Source organism: Actinomadura rupiterrae (genome assembly GCF_024172125.1).
GTDB classification, from domain to species: domain Bacteria; phylum Actinomycetota; class Actinomycetes; order Streptosporangiales; family Streptosporangiaceae; genus Spirillospora; species Spirillospora rupiterrae.
Map to the genome: position 1 here is coordinate 441,409 of NZ_JAMZEA010000008.1, position 17,425 is coordinate 458,833.

A 17,425-nucleotide genomic window follows, 5' to 3' on the forward strand; every position below is an offset into this window, starting at 1 on the left:
TTCGCAAGGTCGTCGCCATGACTGCTAGAGCGCCTCTGACCTCGGCTCCCGACGACCCCGACGCGCCCCCGCCCGCCGAGTCCGGCGCGTCCGCCGACAGCTCGCCGCCGGGTTCGGCGGCCGGAGCGGGCGCGCCCTCGGTGTCCGCCGCGTCCGACCAGGAAGCGGCGCTGCGCTCGCTGCTGGAGGCGCTGCGCGCGATACGGGACGGCGACTTCCGGCCCCGCTTCACCGCCCCGGACGGCGGCACGATGGCCGAGATCGCCGAGGTGCTCGGCCAGATCTCCGACCGCAACCGGCACCTCGCCGACGAGGTGCACCGGGTCTGCCAGCAGGTCAACCGGGAGGGCCGGCTGGACGAGCGGCTCGCCGCCAGCCCCGGCCAGGGCCGCTGGACCAGCACCGTCGAGCAGGTCAACACGCTGCTCGACCTGATCACCACGCCGCTGTCCGGCACCGCCCGGGTGCTGGAGGCGGTCGCCGCGGGCGACCTGTCGCAGCGCGCCATCCTGGAGGTCGGCAACCGCCCGCTGCACGGCGACCTGCGCCGTCCCGGCCTGGCCGCGAACCGGATGATCGACCAGCTCACCCTGTTCACCAGTGAGGTGACCCGGGTCGCTCGCGAGCTGGGCACCGAGGGACGGCTCGGCGGGCACTCCAAGGTGCGCGGCCTCGCCGGCCGCTGGGCGCAGGTCACCGAGGCCGTGAACGACATGGCCGGGCGGCTGACCTACCAGGTCCGCGACATCGCGGCGGTGACCACGGCGGTCGCGCGCGGCGACCTGACCCGCAAGGTCAGCGTGGAGGCGACCGGCGAGATGCTGGAGCTGAAGCTGACCGTCAACACGATGGTGGACCAGCTCTCCGCGTTCGCGGACGAGGTGACGCGCGTCGCGCGCGAGGTCGGCACGGAGGGGCGGCTCGGCGGCCAGGCGCAGGTCCGCGGTGTCAGCGGCACGTGGAAGGACCTCACCGAGTCGGTGAACGTCATGGCGTCCAACCTGACCTACCAGGTGCGCAACATCGCGCAGGTCGCGACGTCCGTGGCGCGCGGCGACCTGGGCCAGAAGATCACCGTGGACGTCAAGGGCGAGCTGCTGGAGCTCAAGGACACCATGAACACGATGGTCGACCAGCTTTCGGCCTTCGCCGGCGAGGTGACGCGCGTCGCGCGCGAGGTCGGCAGCGAGGGCAACCTGGGCGGACGAGCCGAAGTCCAGGGCGTGTCCGGCGTCTGGAAAGACCTCACGGACAACGTGAACTCGATGGCCAACAACCTGACGAGTCAGGTGCGGAACATCGCGCAGATCACGAAGGCTGTGGCGGACGGGGACCTGTCCAAGAAGATCACCGTCGATGCGCAGGGCGAGATCCTGGAGCTGAAAGACACCATCAACACGATGGTCGACCAGCTCTCCGCCTTCGCCGGTGAAGTGACGCGCGTCGCTCGCGAAGTCGGCACCGAAGGCCGTCTCGGCGGTCAGGCGCAGGTCCGCGGCGTCTCGGGTGTCTGGAAAGACCTGACCGACAACGTGAACTCGATGGCCAACAACCTCACCAGCCAGGTGCGGAACATCGCGCAGATCACCAAGGCCGTGGCGGACGGCGACCTGTCCAAGAAGATCACCGTGGACGCGCAGGGCGAGATCCTGGAGCTGAAAGACACCCTGAACACGATGGTCGACCAGCTCTCCGGTTTCGCCGACGAGGTGACGCGAGTCGCGCGCGAGGTCGGCACGGAAGGCGAGCTGGGCGGTCAGGCGCAGGTCCGCGGCGTCTCGGGTGTTTGGAAAGACCTGACCGACAACGTGAACTCGATGGCCAACAACCTGACGAGTCAGGTGCGGAACATCGCGCAGATCACCAAGGCTGTGGCGGACGGAGACCTGTCCAAGAAGATCACCGTCGATGCGCAGGGCGAGATCCTGGAGTTGAAGGACACCATCAACACGATGGTCGATCAGCTCTCGGCTTTCGCTTCGGAAGTCACCCGGGTGGCGCGCGAGGTCGGCACCGAAGGACGGCTCGGCGGTCAGGCGCAGGTCCGCGGCGCATCCGGCCTGTGGAAGGACCTGACCGACAACGTGAACTCGATGGCGAACAACCTCACCAACCAGGTGCGGAACATCGCCCAGGTCGCGACGGCCGTCGCCGGCGGCGACCTGACCAAGAAGATCACCGTGGACGCGCGCGGCGAGATCTTCCAGCTCAAGACCACGATCAACACGATGGTCGACACGCTCTCCGCGTTCGCCGACGAGGTGACGCGAGTAGCGCGCGAGGTGGGGACGGAAGGCGAGCTGGGCGGCCAGGCGCAGGTCCGCGGCGCGTCCGGGATGTGGAAGGACCTCACCGACAACGTCAACGCGATGGCCAACAACCTGACCTACCAGGTGCGGAACATCGCGCAGGTCACCACGGCCGTCGCGAACGGCGACCTGACCAAGAAGATCGACGTGGACGCGCAGGGCGAGATCCTCGAACTGAAGACCACGATCAACACGATGGTCGACACGCTCTCGGCGTTCTCGTCCGAGGTGACGCGCGTCGCGCGCGAGGTCGGCAGCCGCGGCGAGCTGGGCGGGCAGGCGCAGGTGCCCGGCGCGTCCGGGGTGTGGAAGGACCTCACCGACAACGTGAACCTGCTGGCCAGCAACCTGACCACGCAGGTCCGCGCGATCGCCGAGGTGGCCAGCGCCGTCGCCCGCGGCGACCTGACCCGCGCCATCTCGGTGGACGCGCAGGGCGAGGTCGCCGAGCTGTCCGACAACGTCAACCTGATGGTCGCGAACCTGCGCGAGACGACCCGCGCGAAGGACTGGCTGGAGTCCAACCTCGCCCGCATCGCCGGGCTGATGCAGGGCCACCGCGACCTGGTCGAGGTCGCGAGCCTGCTCCTGTCCGAGCTGACGCCGCTGGTCGCCGCGCACTACGGCGCGTTCTTCCTCGCCCAGCGCGGGGACGGCGACCGCGACCCGGGGCTGCGGCTGATCGCCGGGTACGGCTACCGCGGCGGCAGCCGGCTGAACGAGGAGATCGGGTTCGGCGTCGGGCTGGTCGGGCAGGCCGCGGTCGAGCGCAAGCGGCTGATCATCCTGGACGCGCCGCCGGAGTACATCAAGATCTCCTCCGGGCTCGGCGAGGCGTCCCCGGCCTGCGTGGTCGTGCTGCCGATCGTGTTCGAGGACGCCGTGCTCGGCGTGATCGAGCTGGCCGCTTTCTCCCCGTTCTCCGACGTCCACCTGGCCTTCTTCGACCAGTTCGTGCACACCATCGGCGTCGCGATCAACACCATCATCGCCAACGCCCGCACCGAGGCGCTGCTCGCCGAGTCGCAGCGGCTCACCCGCGAGCTGCAGGAGCGCTCCGCCGAGCTGCAGCGCCAGCAGGAGGAGCTGCGCCGCTCCAACGCCGAGCTGGAGGAGAAGGCGGCGCTGCTGGCCCAGCAGAACCGCGAGATCGAGGTGCAGAACACCGAGATCGAGCAGGCCCGGCGCGCGCTGGAGGAGCGCGCCGAGCAGCTCGCGCTGTCGTCCCGGTACAAGTCCAACTTCCTCGCGAACATGTCGCACGAGCTGCGCACGCCGCTGAACAGCCTGCTGCTGCTCGCCAAGCTGCTGTGGGCCAACCCGGACGGCAACCTGACGCCCGAGCAGGTCCGGTTCGCCCGCACGATCTACGGCGCTGGGCACGACCTGCTGCAGCTCATCGACGACATCCTCGACCTGTCGAAGATCGAGGCGGGCAAGATGGAGATCCACCCGGAGGACATCCCACTCGCCAAGCTCGTCGACTACGTCAACGTCACCTTCCGGCACATCGCGATCGAGCAGGGTCTGGACTTCGACGTCGAGGTCGCACCGGAGGTGCCCGAGACGCTGTGCACCGACGAGCAGCGGCTCCAGCAGATCGTCCGGAACCTGCTGTCGAACGCGCTGAAGTTCACCGGCCAGGGCTCGGTGCGGCTGCGCGTCGGCCTCGCCGAGAACGTGGTGTTCGCGACCGACACCCTGCGCTCGTCCGAGCGGGTGATCAGCTTCGGCGTCACCGACACCGGCGTCGGCATCCCGTACGAGAAGCTCACTGTCATCTTCGACGCGTTCCAGCAGGCGGACGGCACGACCAGCCGCAAGTACGGCGGCACCGGGCTCGGCCTGTCCATCTGCCGCGAGATCGCCGAGCTGCTCGGCGGCGAGATCAAGGCGGTCAGCGACCCCGGCCGCGGCTCGACCTTCTCGCTCTACCTGCCCGAACGCTCCCCGTACCGGCCGCGTCCGGACGACATGCTCGACCCGCTGGCGGACGTCCCCGCGGACCCGGTCCTGACCGGCGGTTCCGTGCTCGCCGCACTGCCCGCGCCGGCGTCCGCGCCCGGCATCGAGACGCTCACCCCGGTCGCCGACCCGCGCCCGCGCATCGGCACGCCGGAGCCGACCGAGCCGGGCCCGGTCGTCGCGCGCGACGCGGCGTTCGCGGGCCGCAAGGTGCTGATCGTGGACGACGACATCCGCAACGTGTTCGCGCTCAGCACCGTCCTGGAGCGGTCGGGCCTGAAGGTCTGCTACGCCGCCGACGGCCGCCGCGGCATCGAGGCTTTGGAGCACGAGGACGACATCTGCCTGGTGTTCATGGACGTGATGATGCCCGAGATGGACGGCTACGCCACCACCCGCGCGATCCGCGCCATGCCGCGCTTCGCCGACCTCCCGATCGTCGCGCTCACCGCGAAGGCGATGAAGGGCGACCAGGAGAAGAGCCTGGTCGCGGGCATGTCCGACTACGTCACCAAGCCGGTCGAGATCGAGCACCTCTTCATGGTCATGCGCCGCTGGCTGGAGCCCCCGGCCGTACCGCCACCCGCACCCGACGGGGACGCCAACGCGGACGCGGGCGCGGAGGCCGACGTGAGCGCCGAAGTGGCCGCCATCTTCGACACGGACGCGGTGGCGGACGGCGGCCCCTCGACAACGCCCGGGGGACCGACCGATGGCCGCTGAGCCCGCGCGCATCCTCGTCGTGGACGACCAGCAGGAGAACCTGCTCGCGCTGGCGGCCGTCCTGAAGAGCCTGGACGCGTCGGTCGCCACCGCGCGTTCGGGCGAGGACGCCCTGCGCGCCCTGATGGCCGACCACTACGCCGTCATCCTCATGGACGTCCTGATGCCCGGGATGGACGGCTTCGAGACGGCGTACCACATCAAGCGCAAGGACCGGACCCGCGACATCCCGATCATCTTCCTGACCGCGGCCCGCGGCGAACCCGACCTCGCCTTCCGCGGCTTCGCCGTCGGCGCGGTCGACTACCTGGTCAAACCGTTCGACCCGTGGGTGCTGCGGTCCAAGGTCGAGGCGCTGCTCGACCTGCACCGCGAGCGCCGCCGCCTGGACGCCGGGACCAGCGCACTCGCCGGCCTCCTGCCGGGCCTGGCCGGGCTCCCGACCGATCCGTCCACGGCGTCCGCGCTGGTCAAGGCCCTCACGTCCCGCCTCGAAGCGGTCGAGGCGTCCGTCGAGGCGATGTCGGACACCGTTACCGACACCGCCACGAAACAGGCCCTCATCCAGCTCGACCGCGAGACCGCCGCGCTACGAGCGGCCCACGACGCCCTCTTCACGCCCCCCGACTGACGTCGGGCGGATGCGGTTTGATGCGTCCATGCCGATCACCCCTCCCGCCGCCGCGGACCCCGCCGCCGAAACGAACCCCTACCTGATCCGCTTCAAGTCGTCCCTGGTCAAGCGCTGGTCCCATACCCGCATGCGCGAGCTCTACGAGGAGCTCGACCTCGCCACCTACCTCTGGGCCCTGGACCGCGGACCCGAGGCCCTGGAGATCCTCGACTCGGTCACCACGGCCGTTCCGAAGTCGAGCGGCGACTACAACATCTGGTCCCCGGTCGTCTCGATGCACGCGCTGCAGGCCCGCATCCTGCGCTCGGCGTCAGCTGCCCCGACCCGAAACGTCGACGCCGTCCTGGACGATCCGGGCCTGGCGGACAACCCGTCCTACATCGGGGCCCAGGTCACCGAAGCCGAGGCCAAGTTCGCCGACGCGGACGCCCAGCGCGGCCGCACCTCGGCCTGCCGCCGCTACTCCCGCGCCCTCTGCCCCCTCTTCGTCCTCTCCGAACTGGCCCTGGCCCACCACCCGTTCAGCACTTACTACCCCGAGGACGCCCCCGACCGCCTAATCCAGCAAGCCCGCCCGAGTCTGGCCACCCGCCTAACCGCCTAGGCGGCTTTTGTGGACTACTGACCGGGGGCGGCGGCAGCAATGAACCGGTTGATGACCGTGGCCCAGTCCGCGTCGTCCACAGGGTCGATGTCCAGCATGTTGGTGAACAGCGTCCCCAGCGCCACGGCCAGCAGGAAGCGCGCCAAGGCCCCGGACGGAAGGGACGAATCAACCGAACCTTCGTCCTGAGCAGCGGTGACGAGGCTCTGCACGCTCTCCAGGTGCGCCGCCAGCTCAGCCGCGAAGATCTCCGCGACCCGGGGATCGCGCCGCGCGGCCGCCGCCCCCTCGACCAACATCGCACTGATCTGCCGGGGCCGGTGCGGAAGCTCCTCGCCGAGATGCTGGACGACGTCCGGCACCGGCACCCCGAGAGCACCGTCACTCAGCAGCCGCGCCAGCTCAGCAGGCATGTGCGCCTTGATCGCGTCCGCCAGCAACTCCGCCTTGGACGCGTACCGCGAGTAGATCGCGCCTGTGGACAACCCCGCCCGCCGAGCGATCTCACTGGTGGCCGTCCCCGCGTAACCGCGCTCGACGAACACCTCGGCAGCCGCCGCCAGCAACCGCTGCCGCGCCTCCGCGCCCGTAAGCCCAGCCACTCTCCCCATACCCCAACCCTAAAGCGCCCCCACCGCCACCCGCGCTCCCGCACACCGCGCACCCTCACGCCCGCTCCGCACACCGCACCGGCGGCCCTCACGCCCGCCCCGCATCCGCCCACCGCGCAGATTCATGTCCGCACATCGCGCACCCTTGCGCCCGCTGCGCACATCGCACCGGCCGGTCCTCGCGCGCGTCCGCGTCCGCCCACCGCGCAGATTCGTGTCCGCACATCGCGCACCCTTGCGCCCGCTGCGCACATCGCACCGGCCGGTCCTCGCGCGCGGTCCGCATCCGCCCACCGCGCAGATTCGTGTCCGCACATCCTGCGGATTCGTGTCCACACATCGCGCACCCTTGCGCTCGCGTCCTGTATCGCGCGGGTCGCCGTCCTCCGCGGCGCGGGCTCCACCCGCCTGTCGTGTGCAGTGGGGGGCCGTCCATTGTGCGGAGTCCAACGCTCTGGGTTAGGCGGGGGACGCTGCGGGCGTCATTCCGCCTCGTCCATTCGCTGCGTTGGGTGTTGGCGGTGGGGGAGGCCGTTGGGGGCGGGGGCCGGGGAGTCGGTGGTGGAGAGCATGCCGGTGCGGCGCCAGATGCGGGCGCTGGGGCCTTCGATTATGCCGATCTCGGTGAGGAAGCCGGTGGCGCGGCGGAAGGCCCAGCGGAGCGTGGCCTGGCGGTGGGGGCTGGACTTCGCGGTCCGGTACGCCATGCGCGGGTCAAGGCCGACTGCGGCGTAGACGGCCGGGCGGGTCAGGCGCGGCGCCATACGGATTCCGACGCCGGCGATACCGGACGCCTGGACGCGGCGCAGCGGACGCGGCGTGCGGGCGACCTGCCGCTTCAGCTCCTCGCGCGCGTACGAGATGTGCCGCGCCTCCTCGGTCACGTGGATGCGGCTGATCGTCCGAACGAGGGGCTGGACGCGGTCGTCCGACATGGCCACGCGCTGGACGGCGTCGGTGACCTCCTCGACGAGCAAGACGGCGGCGAACATCGCCATCGGCGGGTCGACGAGTCCGGCGAGCTTGCCGATCTGGAACTCCGGCCAGGCCATCCGGTACGGGCGCAGTCCGGTCTTGCCGATGAAACGGCCGAACATCGTGGAATGGCGGCATTCGTCCGCCGTCTCGGTGAGCGCGTACGCGACGTGCCGCGTGGTCGGATCGGCGCGGTAGACGTGCCCGAGCAGGCCCTTCATCAGCATGATCTCCGACCAGATGCCGAACGACAGCATGCTGACCAGCTCGTGCCGGGACAGCTCGACGCGCTCCTCGTGGGTCATCCGGTCCCACAGCGGCGTCTCGTAGAGCGAGACGGCCTCGGGCGGGAGGTAGAAGAGCTCCGGGTCGAACGGCGCGGACCAGTCGACGTCCACCTCGGGGTCGTAGGACTTCCTGGCGGACGCCTTGAGCAGCCGTTCCGCCACGCGCTCCCGGTCGCGCAGCTCCACGGTGTGGTCGCCGTCCGCGCATCGCACCAGCGTCGTCGTCATCGTCACGCCTCCTGGGGGTGGGGCCTAAAAATAGTAGGCATTATTTTTATCGCCGCACGCAAGGGCCCCGGGGGTGTGACGTGCGTCGCGTCACCCGCCCGGAGCAGGGGCAGGTGACGGGACGGGCCTCCCGGTCGTGTTCACTGTGTGGCAGGGGAATCGACCTGCGGAGGGCGGATGGCTGTGGGAGGTCAGCGGCTGACGGCGGCTTGGGCGGGCCCGCGTCCGGACGGGCGGCCGGTGGTCGTCACGGGCGTGTTCGACGTCCTGCACGTCGGGCATGTCCGGTTCCTTCGGGACGCGGCGGAGCGCGGCTTCCCGGTGGTGGTCGGCGTCGAGAACGACGAGCGCGTCCGCGCGTGGAAGGGCCCGGGCCGTCCGGTCAACACCGCCACCGAACGCGCCGAGGTGCTGGCAGCGCTGCGCTCGGTGGCGGGCGTCTTCGTCATCTCCGGCCCGCCCGAAGTGTCCGCATGGCAGGACTATTCGGAGCTTCTCGCCTCCCTCGAACCGGTCGCCCTCGCCTACACGGCAGGCGACCCGCACACCGAGGCGAAACGCCTCGGCGCGGAGGCCATGGGCGCGCTGGCCTGGGAATTCGGCATCACCGAAGCCCATTCCACCAGCGCCATGCTGGAAGCCATAACCTCCCTCGGCTGACGCACCCCACCCCCACGACCACCCACGCGCTCGGACACGCGCTCGGGCGCACCGTCAGCCCCGCGACCGGTCCGCGACCAGGTCCGCGACCAGGCACACGACCAGGCACACGACCCGGCACGCGACCGGGTCCGCGCTCGGGCACGCCGTCAGGCAGGCGGTCAGGCCCGCGACCGGGTCTGCGACCGGGTCCGCGACCAGGCGCACGGCCCGGCACGCGGACGGGCACGCAGCCAGGCGCGCCGTTAGGCAGGCGGTCAGGCGCACGGCCAGGCGCACGGCGAGGACCCCGGCCCGGCAGCCGACCGGGTCCGCGCTCGGGCACGCTGTTAGGCAGGCTGTCGGACACGCGACCGGTCCGCGACCAGGCGCACGGCCCGGCACGCGGTCGGAAACGCGACCAGGCACGCTGTTAGGCAGGCGGTCAGGCGCACGGCGAGGACCCCCGGCCCGGCAGGCGACCGGGTCCGCGCTCGGGCACGCGCTCGGGTCCGCGACGGTCCGCGACCAGGCACGCGCTCGGGGCCACGGTCGGCGCGCGCTCGGGCACGCCGTCAGGGAGGCGGTCAGGCACGCGACCGGTCCACGACCAGGCATGCGACCAGGCATGCGACCAGGCACGCGCTCGGGCACGCGACTGGTCCGCGACCAGGCATGCGGTCAGGCGCACGGTCCGGCACGCGACCGGGTCCGCGCTCGGGCACGCGACCAGGCACGCCGCTAGGTAGGCGGTCAGGCGCACGGCCACGCGCACGGCGAGGAGCCCGGCCCGGCGCACGATTTTGCCCACGGCGAGTTCCGCAGCGAGGTCTGCGGCCGGGCCCGCCACCTGGTTCACGACACCGCCCGTGCGGGCGTGGGGTACTGCGTTCACGTCCGTTCGCAAGGGCGCGTCCATGTCCGGGGCTCACCTCTATTTGCCGCGGTGGCATGTACGCGCCAGAAGTGCCTCCACGCCTGTACTCAGCTCGCGCCAAAACCCTCGGCAACGCGGTTCCGCTCGGGCTGGGGCGGCGAATCCGCGACTGCGTCGGGTGGTGACTCGTCGCGATCTGTCCTTTGAAGCAGCGTGGCGTGGAGGCTTGTGGCAGTGAGAAGCGCGCGCCGCGGGCTTGCGAGCGAACATCGCCTTGTGGACGGTCAGCAGGTGATGGTGCGTGAGTGATGCTGTGCGGCCTCCACGGGGTGAGGTGGTGTCGCAGGTGAAGATCGGGCGTCGCTGAGATGGTGGTCGGCGTCTGCGCAGGGCACGTTGTCGCGCCAGGGATGCCGACTCAGGCGGGTAATCCGATTGCGTGGATTAGGACGGGTTTCTAGGGTCGGTATTGATCAGCGTGTAGCTCAGTCAGGAGAGCGCCGGGCTCTAGACCCGGAGGGCGCGGGGGCGGAACCCGCCACGCTGGCTATGAACATCGGACACGGTTACCCGCTCGGGCAGCTCGCACGCGCCTTCACCACCGCAACGCGGCACGAAGACGCCGCCACCCGGCGTCGAGCTGAGAGGCGCGTTCGCGCCTGGACGCAGGTTCTCGACGGGATGACTGACGGCACGCTCAGTATCGGCAGCCGCACACCGGTCGCAGGGCTTCCGGCGTGGGTCACCCTTGAGGTCGTGCGCGGAGGCTTCGCGACCGGCATACCGCTGGCAGGCGGCCCCCTGCTCCCGCACGAGACGTCTGTCGCCCCGAACCGCGCCGCCGTCTTCGCGTACTACCTGACGGACGCCGGCCAGGCCGAACTCAACGCCATGCTGGACGCGGGGGACTACGAGATCACCGTTCCAGAAGAAGCCGCGCTTCTCACGGTCGCGTGGCTGTTGCGGGACGGCGACCGCGCGGCCGCGCTCGACGTCCTGGACGAGATCTCGCCGTTCGCGGACAGGGTCCGCTTCGTCCCGGCGCGCCGTCCGGGCCGTTCTCCACGCAACCCGCGACACGTCTTCCGCCGTTCGGTAGGTGACGTGCGCGATGCGCTCCTCGCACGCCGCACTCCTCCCGCGATCGACGCGATGCACGAGGCGCTGAGCGTTTGGAATCCCTTCGCTGATCGCCTCCTCTCTCATTGGCTGACCACTGTCGTGGACGGACGCGTTGCCACTGCCTTCCCGGAAGGCTGGACGGCTCAGGCCACCGCCTTCCTGAACGAGTACCGCGAGCTGGCCGTCGAACATCGCCTGTGCTCCAAGCACCGCCGGCCAAAGGAGAACGCGGCGATCCTGCGCACTGCCATGGAGGACGTCCTCCTCGGCATTGACACGAAACGCGGCCTTCTCCAGCACGCCGTCGACTCGATGCTCGCTCGCCGAGGCGTGCCTGGATCTCCCGAGCACTCGGCCCTCCGCGAGCGCCAAGCCGCCGAGGCCGCACGTCCGACCCACCAGGCCCTCGCCACGATCGCGGCAGCGCGCCTAACCTCCGTCCCCCAGAACGACGGCCTCCCGGACATCACGCCCTTCGTCCACCCGGTCACCGAACACGAACACGCCTCCGCCAGCACCGACTCCCCCAGCACCAAGGACGCCTCCCCCGACCCCCAGCCCGCCGCGACCACCCCCGACGCGTCCACGCCCCCCAGCCCGTCCACGCCCCCCAGCCCGTCCACGACCGCCAACGCGTTCACGACCGCCAACGAGCCCGCGGGGCCCAGCGCGTCCGCGGAACCCAATGCGACCACCGGACTCGAGAACGCGGGGCTTGGGCGAGCGGTACGGCGGCAGGATGGGGTGCCTGTTGGGACGGTCATGCCGGACGTCGTGCTTCGCACAGTTGGGCAGGCCCTGAGTGCGCCTGTCGGGACGCTGGTCGAGCGGCGGATCGTGCCATCGGCGGAAGTGCTTGCGGAGCTTGTTCCGCAGCTGGTGGCGTCCACGGTGGCGCTCGACTACGGCGATCCGGCGCTGGCGTCGCTGGTCGCCGCGGAGTACCGGGCGTTCCGCGCGCGCCGCTCGCTGCTGCTGGTGAATCTGGAGCACCAGGTGCGGTTCGAGGAGCTGCCGTGGGTCCCGGCGATCGCGTCCCGGCGGGGGAGCGGCGGCGACGCGGCGCACCAGGCGGCCCGGACGACGCTGACCCGGCTGGGCGAGCTCACGATCTCCGCGTTCCCCGGGACGGTCGTTCCGAACCGGCTGGTCACCGAGCTCTCGACGCTCGCGCGGCAGGCCGGCCTCGACGTCCCGTTCGTCGAGGAGCTCGCCGCGGACATCTTCATGGGCACGTTCTCCCCGAAGTTCGTGCGCGCGGCCGAGATCGCCGCCGACCTGCTCGACGGGTCGCTGTACGTCCGCTACTACGGCATCGACGCCGCGCATGTGCGGACGCTCCGAGCCATTGCCGCCGAACGCTCGCATGAAGGCGAGCACAAGAACTCGCACAAGACGCGGAAGAAGCACGTCCGTAACACCTCCGATCCCGAATGGGACGCCGCGAGGGAGTTCGCGGCGCTGTGTTCTGCGCGTGCGGGCGACGGGCCCGGCTCGTGGGTGGTCGCGAACGGCCGGGTCATCGAGCAGTCCCAGGTCCTGACCACGCACAATCTCGCCGTGCTCGTCCGGAAGGTGGGCGTGACGCCCGGGCCTGGCTGGCCCGAGCTGGCGCGCCGCGCCTTCGCCGTGCTGTGCGACCGGCTCGCCACCGCGAACCGGTCGGCGCTGCCGCTGCGCGCGGTGAAGGACGCGGCGTACGCGTGGCGGCAGGCGCTGTTCTTCCTGTCGATGGCCGGCGACGCCGAGGCCCGCGCCTTCACCGCCTGGGCCAAGGACGAGGCCGACCGTCTGTTCGGACCGGTGGCCACCCGCACGACCGCGCCGACGGCCGGGCTCGACCGCGTGATCGCCGGGCTGGACCACGTCCTGGACGGCGGCGGGCTGGACGATGACGGGGCTTACCCGCGCCGCTTCCTGGGCTGGTCCGGCCGCTGGATCATCGGCCGCTGACCAGCTGTCCGAACTGGGGACGGAACGCTCGCCCCGCTCCCGGAACCCAGTGTTCCCGCAGCCTGCGGCGGGTCAAAACGATTCCACAGTCTGTGGATAACTTGCGGACGGGAGTCTTCCGCCTACGCACCGCTAGCTCAGCGTAAAGGTAGGAACCGGGCGACGCGTGGACCGTGTCGGACGGCCGCAGCGTGTCGAGTGGTGCGTCCTGTGGACGGGGCGCACAGTGTGGTTCACAGGAAGATGATCTGGGGACCCGGCTGGGGATTTCCCGTGGGCGGACGGTTTCCACCGGATGCGGGACACTGTGGAGGCCCGCCGCCCACAGCCTGTGCACGAGCCTGGGACATCGCCTTCTCGGAGCCGCCTCGGCACTGGTCAGAGCGTTATCCACCACGTGGATAACGGGACGCCGTCCTGGGGGCATCCTGGGGACGCGACGTGGATGGCGAGTCTTCCCCACTCCCCACAGGTTGTGCACCGAAGTTATCCACAGGGTGTGGAAAATGAGGGACCCGGTGAACGTCGCCCACACGCCGTCCCCAAGTTGTCCAGAGTCCCGGCGCGTGTCCGTAAACCCCCGGCCAACTGGGGATTCTCGTGTGGAGGAGAAGCCCGAAACCCCTACCCGCACAGCCGAGCAGCTGTGCAAACGACGCGCTCCAGCCTGTGGATGAACCCCCTCGTCGGCCCCTGTCCACCAGGCGAGGGCCGTGTCCCATCCAGAGGCGACACACCGCGGCGAGCGAGCCCGACTCGCCGATTACGGACGTGCCGTCCGTCACGCTTACGCGCTTCACCTCGTTCGCCGACAGCGATCAAGATCCGGCTGCGCAGCGTCACATCCCGGCGCGCCACAAAAGCAGGATCACGGACGAAAGGACCAGCCCGGCCGTCCCCAGCGGAGCCTGCCCCATCGTGATCAGCACCCTGCACCCGGCGGCCGTGGCGACCGCGACGAGCAGCAGTCCGCGCAGGCCCGAGGACTCCGGACGGTCCTGCGCCTCCGCCCGCAGCTCCCGCTCCCAGAGACCGAAGTCGTCCTCTGCGCCCACCGGACTCTCCTGACGTCGTTGCCCGGATTATCCGGCCGATCCGCGTCCGAAACGAGATGGCGCATCCGCCACAGCAACCGCACCGTCTTTGGACGGCGGGTCCGATAACGGCACAGGGGGTGCGGATCGCTCCGCCCGGGTTGCTAGGCTGCGGAGAGCCTGGGGGAAGAGTCTCTTCATACGTGTGTCCCTCGGGCTGGCTTCATAGTCGAGGTGAAGGGGTCCCCACCGTGAAGAAGCTGCTTGTTCTGGCCGTTGTAGCTCTCGGCGGGTTCGTCGTCTGGCGTCGTCTGCAGCAGGACCGCGCCGAGTTGGACCTGTGGACCGAGGCCACGTCCACCGACAGCTGAACCGATATCCGCCGTGCATGGCCCCGGCGTGACCGGGACGGACCGCCGTCCCGATCCCGCCGGGCCAAGGCCATGCGCGGCACCCGCACACCACACCGATATCCGGGCGCGTCCGGCGCCCGTCCCCCGGTAAGCTTTGTCCCGCCGAGGGGCCTTAGCTCAGTTGGCAGAGCACCGGCTTTGCAAGCCGGGTGTCAGGGGTTCGAATCCCCTAGGCTCCACCCGTAAGGAAGCCCAGGTCAGGGACGATTTCCCGGCCTGGGCTTTCGGCTTTTCAGGGCCACTGCCTCCGAGAGTGGGGGAATAGTGGAGATCACCCCGAAGGGAGGGGGCGTTGGCCCCCCACCGGAAGGTGCGAGCAGGAGGGCACCGCCGCGCGCGCGGCTGTCCAGGGCCTCGCACGCCTGCGAGGCGCACTAGGACGTCCACTCCTGTAGTGGGTGTTAGACCCGCGACCCCACAATGAAGTCGGCGGCGATGCCGCGTTTGTGACGGCGCTGGCCGCGTTCGTGGGCTGCCGGAGGCGATCGGGTTAGGGCGGGCTGATGATTGTGGACGGGACATTGGCGGCGTCTGGGGTGGCTAGGCAGAACGGGTGGCCGGCCGGGTCGAGGAAGACGCGATAGCGGCGGCCGCCGGGCTGGTGCGATGCGAGTCGCGCGCCGAGGTCGATCACTTGCCGTTCGGCCTGGTCTAGGTCGTCCACCTGGATGTCAAGGTGGACGCGTCGGGGCGCGTCCGGATCCGGCCAGGCGGGTGGCTCCGGGTTGCCGACGCGTTGGAAGTCCAGCCGGACGCCGCCGTTCTCGCTGGTCAGCACCACGAAGTCGGGATTGGACGAGCGCATCTCGCCACCTAGGAAAGCTTGGTAGAAAGCGGCCAGGGCGACGGGATCCGGGCAGTCGATGGTGACGGCGAAGAGCATGGATCAGATCAGAGGGTCGGCGGTCGCCTCGTTTGAGCCGGTCGGTGGGACGGGCTCCGGCGGCACGACGCCGGGTCGGTTGATGCGGCCGGGGACCAGCAGGAACACCTTGGAATCCAGTCGTTCCATGTCTCCGCCGCGTCCGAAGACCAGGCCCGCGGCGAAGTCGACGAACTGCCGGGCGACGTCGTCGGTGAGCGCGGTCAGGTCCATCACCACCGGAACCCGCTTGTTCCGGAAGAAGTGCCCGACGTACAAGGCCTCGTTGTAGTTGCGCGGCCGCAGCGTCTTGACCATCACCCCGCCAGTCTTCCCAAGTCCCACTGGACGTCAAGCCCCGCTGAGAATTGTCGTACTCCTCCGTTACCGTCTGTAACACCCGAGCGAAGGGAGTGAAACCACGGATTTGTTCTGTTTGGGCTCCAGAAGGCGACGCTCGACGGCAGGAGAGCCGGACGGCCTGCGGGGCCATCCGGCTCGATGCGGTGCTGCTCAGGATGCCGCGAAGCTCGCGTAGTACGTGGCGGCCATGTCGAGATCGCCGTGGCCTTGGGCGATGGCCCGGCGGAAGCGGTCGCGTGCGGCTTCGGCCATGTCGAGCCGGACGTTCGCCGAGGCGGCGGCCTCGGTGATGAGGCGCGTGTCCTTTTCGGCGTTCCGGACCGTGAAGCTGGGCGTGAAATCGTCCGCGAGGACGGCGCCGAGCTTGGCCTGGAGGTAGGGGCTGTCCAGCGGGCCACCCGTGATGACCTCGCCGAACAGGGCGGGGTCGAGGCCGAGCGCCTTGGTCAGCGCCAGGGACTCGGCGAGGATCGAGGTCAGCGAGATGCCGTAGGCGACCGCGGCGAGCTTCAGGCGCGTGCCCGCGCCGGACGCGCCGTCCTCGTCGAGCCACACGGTCTTCTTGCCGACGGCGTCGAACACCGGCGCGAGCTGGGGACGCGCGGCCTCCGGACCGGCCGCGAGGATCACGAGCGCGCCCTGCTCGGCGGGCTGCCGCGTGCCCTGCACCGGCGCGTCAACGAAGATCAGGCCATGCTCGTCGGCGAGCTTGGCCAGCGGCGCGACGGCCTCGGCTGCCACGGTGCTCATCTGCGCCCAGACCTGTCCGGGACGCAGCGCAGGGCCGACCGCCTCCATCGCGGCGCGGACGGCCTCGCCCTCGGTCAGCATCGTGATGATCACGTCCGCGTCGGCGACGGCCTCGGCGGGCGTGTCCGAGATGGACGCGCCGTGCGCGGCGAGCGGTTCCGCCCTGCTCCGGGTGCGGTTCCAGACGGTCAGGTCGATCCCGGCGCGAGCGAGGTTCGGGGCCATCGCGGCCCCCATGATCCCGGTGCCGAGGAGAGCGACGGTCGTCATCTTCGGGCTCCTTTTCTTGACTGTACATTCCATAAAATGGGCACTGATCGAGCGGTGCCCGCGTGACGGACGACGGGTCAGAGAACGTTGAGCGCCGTGTCCACCACGGCGGCGAGCCGGCGCCGGTCCGCGCCGGCCTTGCCCTGGACGCGCAATCCCTGGATCGTCGTGACGAAGAAGTCTGCGATCGCCGTGATGTCGGCATCTGGGCGGATGTCGCCCCGGTCCCGGGCCCGGCGGAGCACGAGCGTGATCGCCTCGGCCGTCCCGTCCAGGGACGACCCGACCACGCGCGCCGCGAACCGGTCACGCGGCAGCCGCTCGACAGCACTGTTGGTGATCAGGCATCCGCGCCGCTCCGGGTCGTCCACGGTCTCGTCCACCAGCGCCAGGAGCAGGTCCCGCACGACGATCCGGACGGGTTCGTCCCGATCCAGCCGCGCGGACATCGTCGCGGCCGACCGCTCCGCATAATGCTGGAGCGCCGCCACGTACAGGCCGTCCTTGCTGCCGAACGCCGCATAGATCGACCCGCGCCCGATCCCGGTCGCCTCGACGAGGTCCTGGATCGATGTCGCCTCGTAACCGAGCCGCCAGAACACGTCCATGGCCCGCTCGACCACGGCCGCGGTGTCGAACTCCCTGACCCGTCCCATGCCTGCGACGCTAGACCTTTCTGTAATGATCGGTCAACTTGACGGCCGGCGCTGGCCCGCGCCTTGGCGACACGCGCTCGTTGTGCGCGGACGTCCACCGGAGCGCGGGCGGTGTCGAGATGACGTTGTGAGCGAGTCGGCGCCCAAGAG

At 70.3% G+C, this 17,425-nt stretch carries 14 protein-coding genes and 1 tRNA gene; 7 read left to right on the forward strand and 8 right to left on the reverse strand.

Going from position 1 to position 17,425, the window contains the following annotated elements; all coding sequences use genetic code 11:
- Positions 1–17: 17 nt before the first annotated feature.
- Genes FHU30_RS29500 through FHU30_RS29510 form a run of 3 tightly spaced genes read left to right on the forward strand, consistent with a single transcriptional unit; the run spans position 18 to position 6,235 of the window.
- Complete coding sequence (locus FHU30_RS29500; protein ID WP_253880197.1) at positions 18–4,997, forward strand: HAMP domain-containing protein; 4,980 nt, start codon at positions 18–20, stop codon at positions 4,995–4,997.
- Entirely contained in the window at positions 4,987–5,628 is a 642-nt protein-coding gene (locus FHU30_RS29505; RefSeq protein ID WP_253880199.1) for a response regulator, read from the forward strand. The genes FHU30_RS29500 and FHU30_RS29505 overlap by 11 nt, the downstream gene beginning before the upstream one ends.
- Before the next feature lie 28 nt (positions 5,629–5,656).
- Positions 5,657–6,235, forward strand: a complete 579-nt coding sequence (locus FHU30_RS29510) for a hypothetical protein (protein ID WP_253880201.1) — start codon at positions 5,657–5,659, stop codon at positions 6,233–6,235.
- A gap of 14 nt (positions 6,236–6,249) precedes the next feature.
- On the opposite strand, the gene FHU30_RS29515 is transcribed toward FHU30_RS29510, so the two are convergent.
- Positions 6,250–6,846: a TetR/AcrR family transcriptional regulator gene (locus FHU30_RS29515; protein ID WP_253880202.1), complete on the reverse strand. Its 597-nt coding sequence runs from the start codon at positions 6,844–6,846 to the stop codon at positions 6,250–6,252.
- A 482-nt stretch (positions 6,847–7,328) separates the two neighbouring features.
- Positions 7,329–8,336: an AurF N-oxygenase family protein gene (locus tag FHU30_RS29520; protein ID WP_253880204.1), complete on the reverse strand. Its 1,008-nt coding sequence runs from the start codon at positions 8,334–8,336 to the stop codon at positions 7,329–7,331.
- Between the two features lie 177 nt (positions 8,337–8,513).
- Here FHU30_RS29520 and FHU30_RS29525 point away from each other — a divergent pair, with 177 nt between their 5' ends.
- The gene (locus FHU30_RS29525) at positions 8,514–8,996 is read left to right on the forward strand and encodes an adenylyltransferase/cytidyltransferase family protein (RefSeq protein ID WP_253880206.1); all 483 of its coding nucleotides are present in this window, start codon (positions 8,514–8,516) and stop codon (positions 8,994–8,996) included.
- 54 nt (positions 8,997–9,050) lie between these two features.
- On the opposite strand, the gene FHU30_RS29530 is transcribed toward FHU30_RS29525, so the two are convergent.
- Entirely contained in the window at positions 9,051–9,275 is a 225-nt protein-coding gene (locus tag FHU30_RS29530) for a hypothetical protein (RefSeq protein WP_253880208.1), read from the reverse strand.
- A 1,258-nt stretch (positions 9,276–10,533) separates the two neighbouring features.
- Here FHU30_RS29530 and FHU30_RS29535 point away from each other — a divergent pair.
- Positions 10,534–12,927, forward strand: coding sequence for a transcriptional regulator (locus tag FHU30_RS29535; protein WP_253880210.1), 2,394 nt, complete (start codon positions 10,534–10,536; stop codon positions 12,925–12,927).
- An 839-nt stretch (positions 12,928–13,766) separates the two neighbouring features.
- Here the strand turns inward: FHU30_RS29535 and FHU30_RS29540 are convergent.
- Positions 13,767–13,982: a hypothetical protein gene (locus tag FHU30_RS29540; protein WP_253880212.1), complete on the reverse strand. Its 216-nt coding sequence runs from the start codon at positions 13,980–13,982 to the stop codon at positions 13,767–13,769.
- Positions 13,983–14,212: 230 nt separating this feature from the next.
- Here FHU30_RS29540 and FHU30_RS29545 point away from each other — a divergent pair, with 230 nt between their 5' ends.
- Both FHU30_RS29545 and FHU30_RS29550 read left to right on the forward strand, forming a co-directional pair.
- On the forward strand, positions 14,213–14,332 hold the full coding sequence (locus FHU30_RS29545; protein ID WP_211245696.1) for a DLW-39 family protein: 120 nt from the start codon (positions 14,213–14,215) through the stop codon (positions 14,330–14,332).
- 148 nt (positions 14,333–14,480) lie between these two features.
- A tRNA-Ala gene (locus FHU30_RS29550) sits at positions 14,481–14,553 on the forward strand.
- A gap of 311 nt (positions 14,554–14,864) precedes the next feature.
- Here FHU30_RS29550 and FHU30_RS29555 read toward each other — a convergent pair.
- From FHU30_RS29555 to FHU30_RS29570, 4 genes are all read right to left on the reverse strand, one after another.
- Positions 14,865–15,257 carry a VOC family protein gene (locus tag FHU30_RS29555; protein WP_253880214.1) on the reverse strand — a complete coding sequence of 131 codons (393 nt, stop codon included), beginning with the start codon at positions 15,255–15,257 and terminating at the stop codon, positions 14,865–14,867.
- 3 nt (positions 15,258–15,260) lie between these two features.
- On the reverse strand, positions 15,261–15,554 hold the full coding sequence (locus tag FHU30_RS29560) for a cell division protein SepF (RefSeq protein ID WP_253880371.1): 294 nt from the start codon (positions 15,552–15,554) through the stop codon (positions 15,261–15,263).
- Positions 15,555–15,749: 195 nt separating this feature from the next.
- Positions 15,750–16,652 carry an NAD(P)-dependent oxidoreductase gene (locus FHU30_RS29565; RefSeq protein WP_253880216.1) on the reverse strand — a complete coding sequence of 301 codons (903 nt, stop codon included), beginning with the start codon at positions 16,650–16,652 and terminating at the stop codon, positions 15,750–15,752.
- A gap of 44 nt (positions 16,653–16,696) precedes the next feature.
- The gene (locus tag FHU30_RS29570) at positions 16,697–17,275 is read right to left on the reverse strand and encodes a TetR/AcrR family transcriptional regulator (RefSeq protein ID WP_253880218.1); all 579 of its coding nucleotides are present in this window, start codon (positions 17,273–17,275) and stop codon (positions 16,697–16,699) included.
- Between the last annotated feature and the right edge of the window lie 150 nt (positions 17,276–17,425).

Excerpts from the sequence above, each read along its gene's own strand:
- FHU30_RS29525 (WP_253880206.1), top strand. The coding sequence starts at position 8,514 with ATGGCTGTGGGAGGTCAGCGGCTGACGGCGGCTTGGGCGGGCCCGCGT.
- FHU30_RS29535 (WP_253880210.1), top strand. The coding sequence starts at position 10,534 with ATGACTGACGGCACGCTCAGTATCGGCAGCCGCACACCGGTCGCAGGG.
- FHU30_RS29505 (WP_253880199.1), top strand. The coding sequence starts at position 4,987 with ATGGCCGCTGAGCCCGCGCGCATCCTCGTCGTGGACGACCAGCAGGAG.
- FHU30_RS29570 (WP_253880218.1), bottom strand. The coding sequence starts at position 17,275 with ATGGGACGGGTCAGGGAGTTCGACACCGCGGCCGTGGTCGAGCGGGCC.
- FHU30_RS29555 (WP_253880214.1), bottom strand. The coding sequence starts at position 15,257 with ATGCTCTTCGCCGTCACCATCGACTGCCCGGATCCCGTCGCCCTGGCC.
- FHU30_RS29565 (WP_253880216.1), bottom strand. The coding sequence starts at position 16,652 with ATGGAATGTACAGTCAAGAAAAGGAGCCCGAAGATGACGACCGTCGCT.
- FHU30_RS29520 (WP_253880204.1), bottom strand. The coding sequence starts at position 8,336 with ATGACGACGACGCTGGTGCGATGCGCGGACGGCGACCACACCGTGGAG.
- FHU30_RS29560 (WP_253880371.1), bottom strand. The coding sequence starts at position 15,554 with ATGGTCAAGACGCTGCGGCCGCGCAACTACAACGAGGCCTTGTACGTC.
- FHU30_RS29500 (WP_253880197.1), top strand. The coding sequence starts at position 18 with ATGACTGCTAGAGCGCCTCTGACCTCGGCTCCCGACGACCCCGACGCG.
- FHU30_RS29515 (WP_253880202.1), bottom strand. The coding sequence starts at position 6,846 with ATGGGGAGAGTGGCTGGGCTTACGGGCGCGGAGGCGCGGCAGCGGTTG.
- FHU30_RS29510 (WP_253880201.1), top strand. The coding sequence starts at position 5,657 with ATGCCGATCACCCCTCCCGCCGCCGCGGACCCCGCCGCCGAAACGAAC.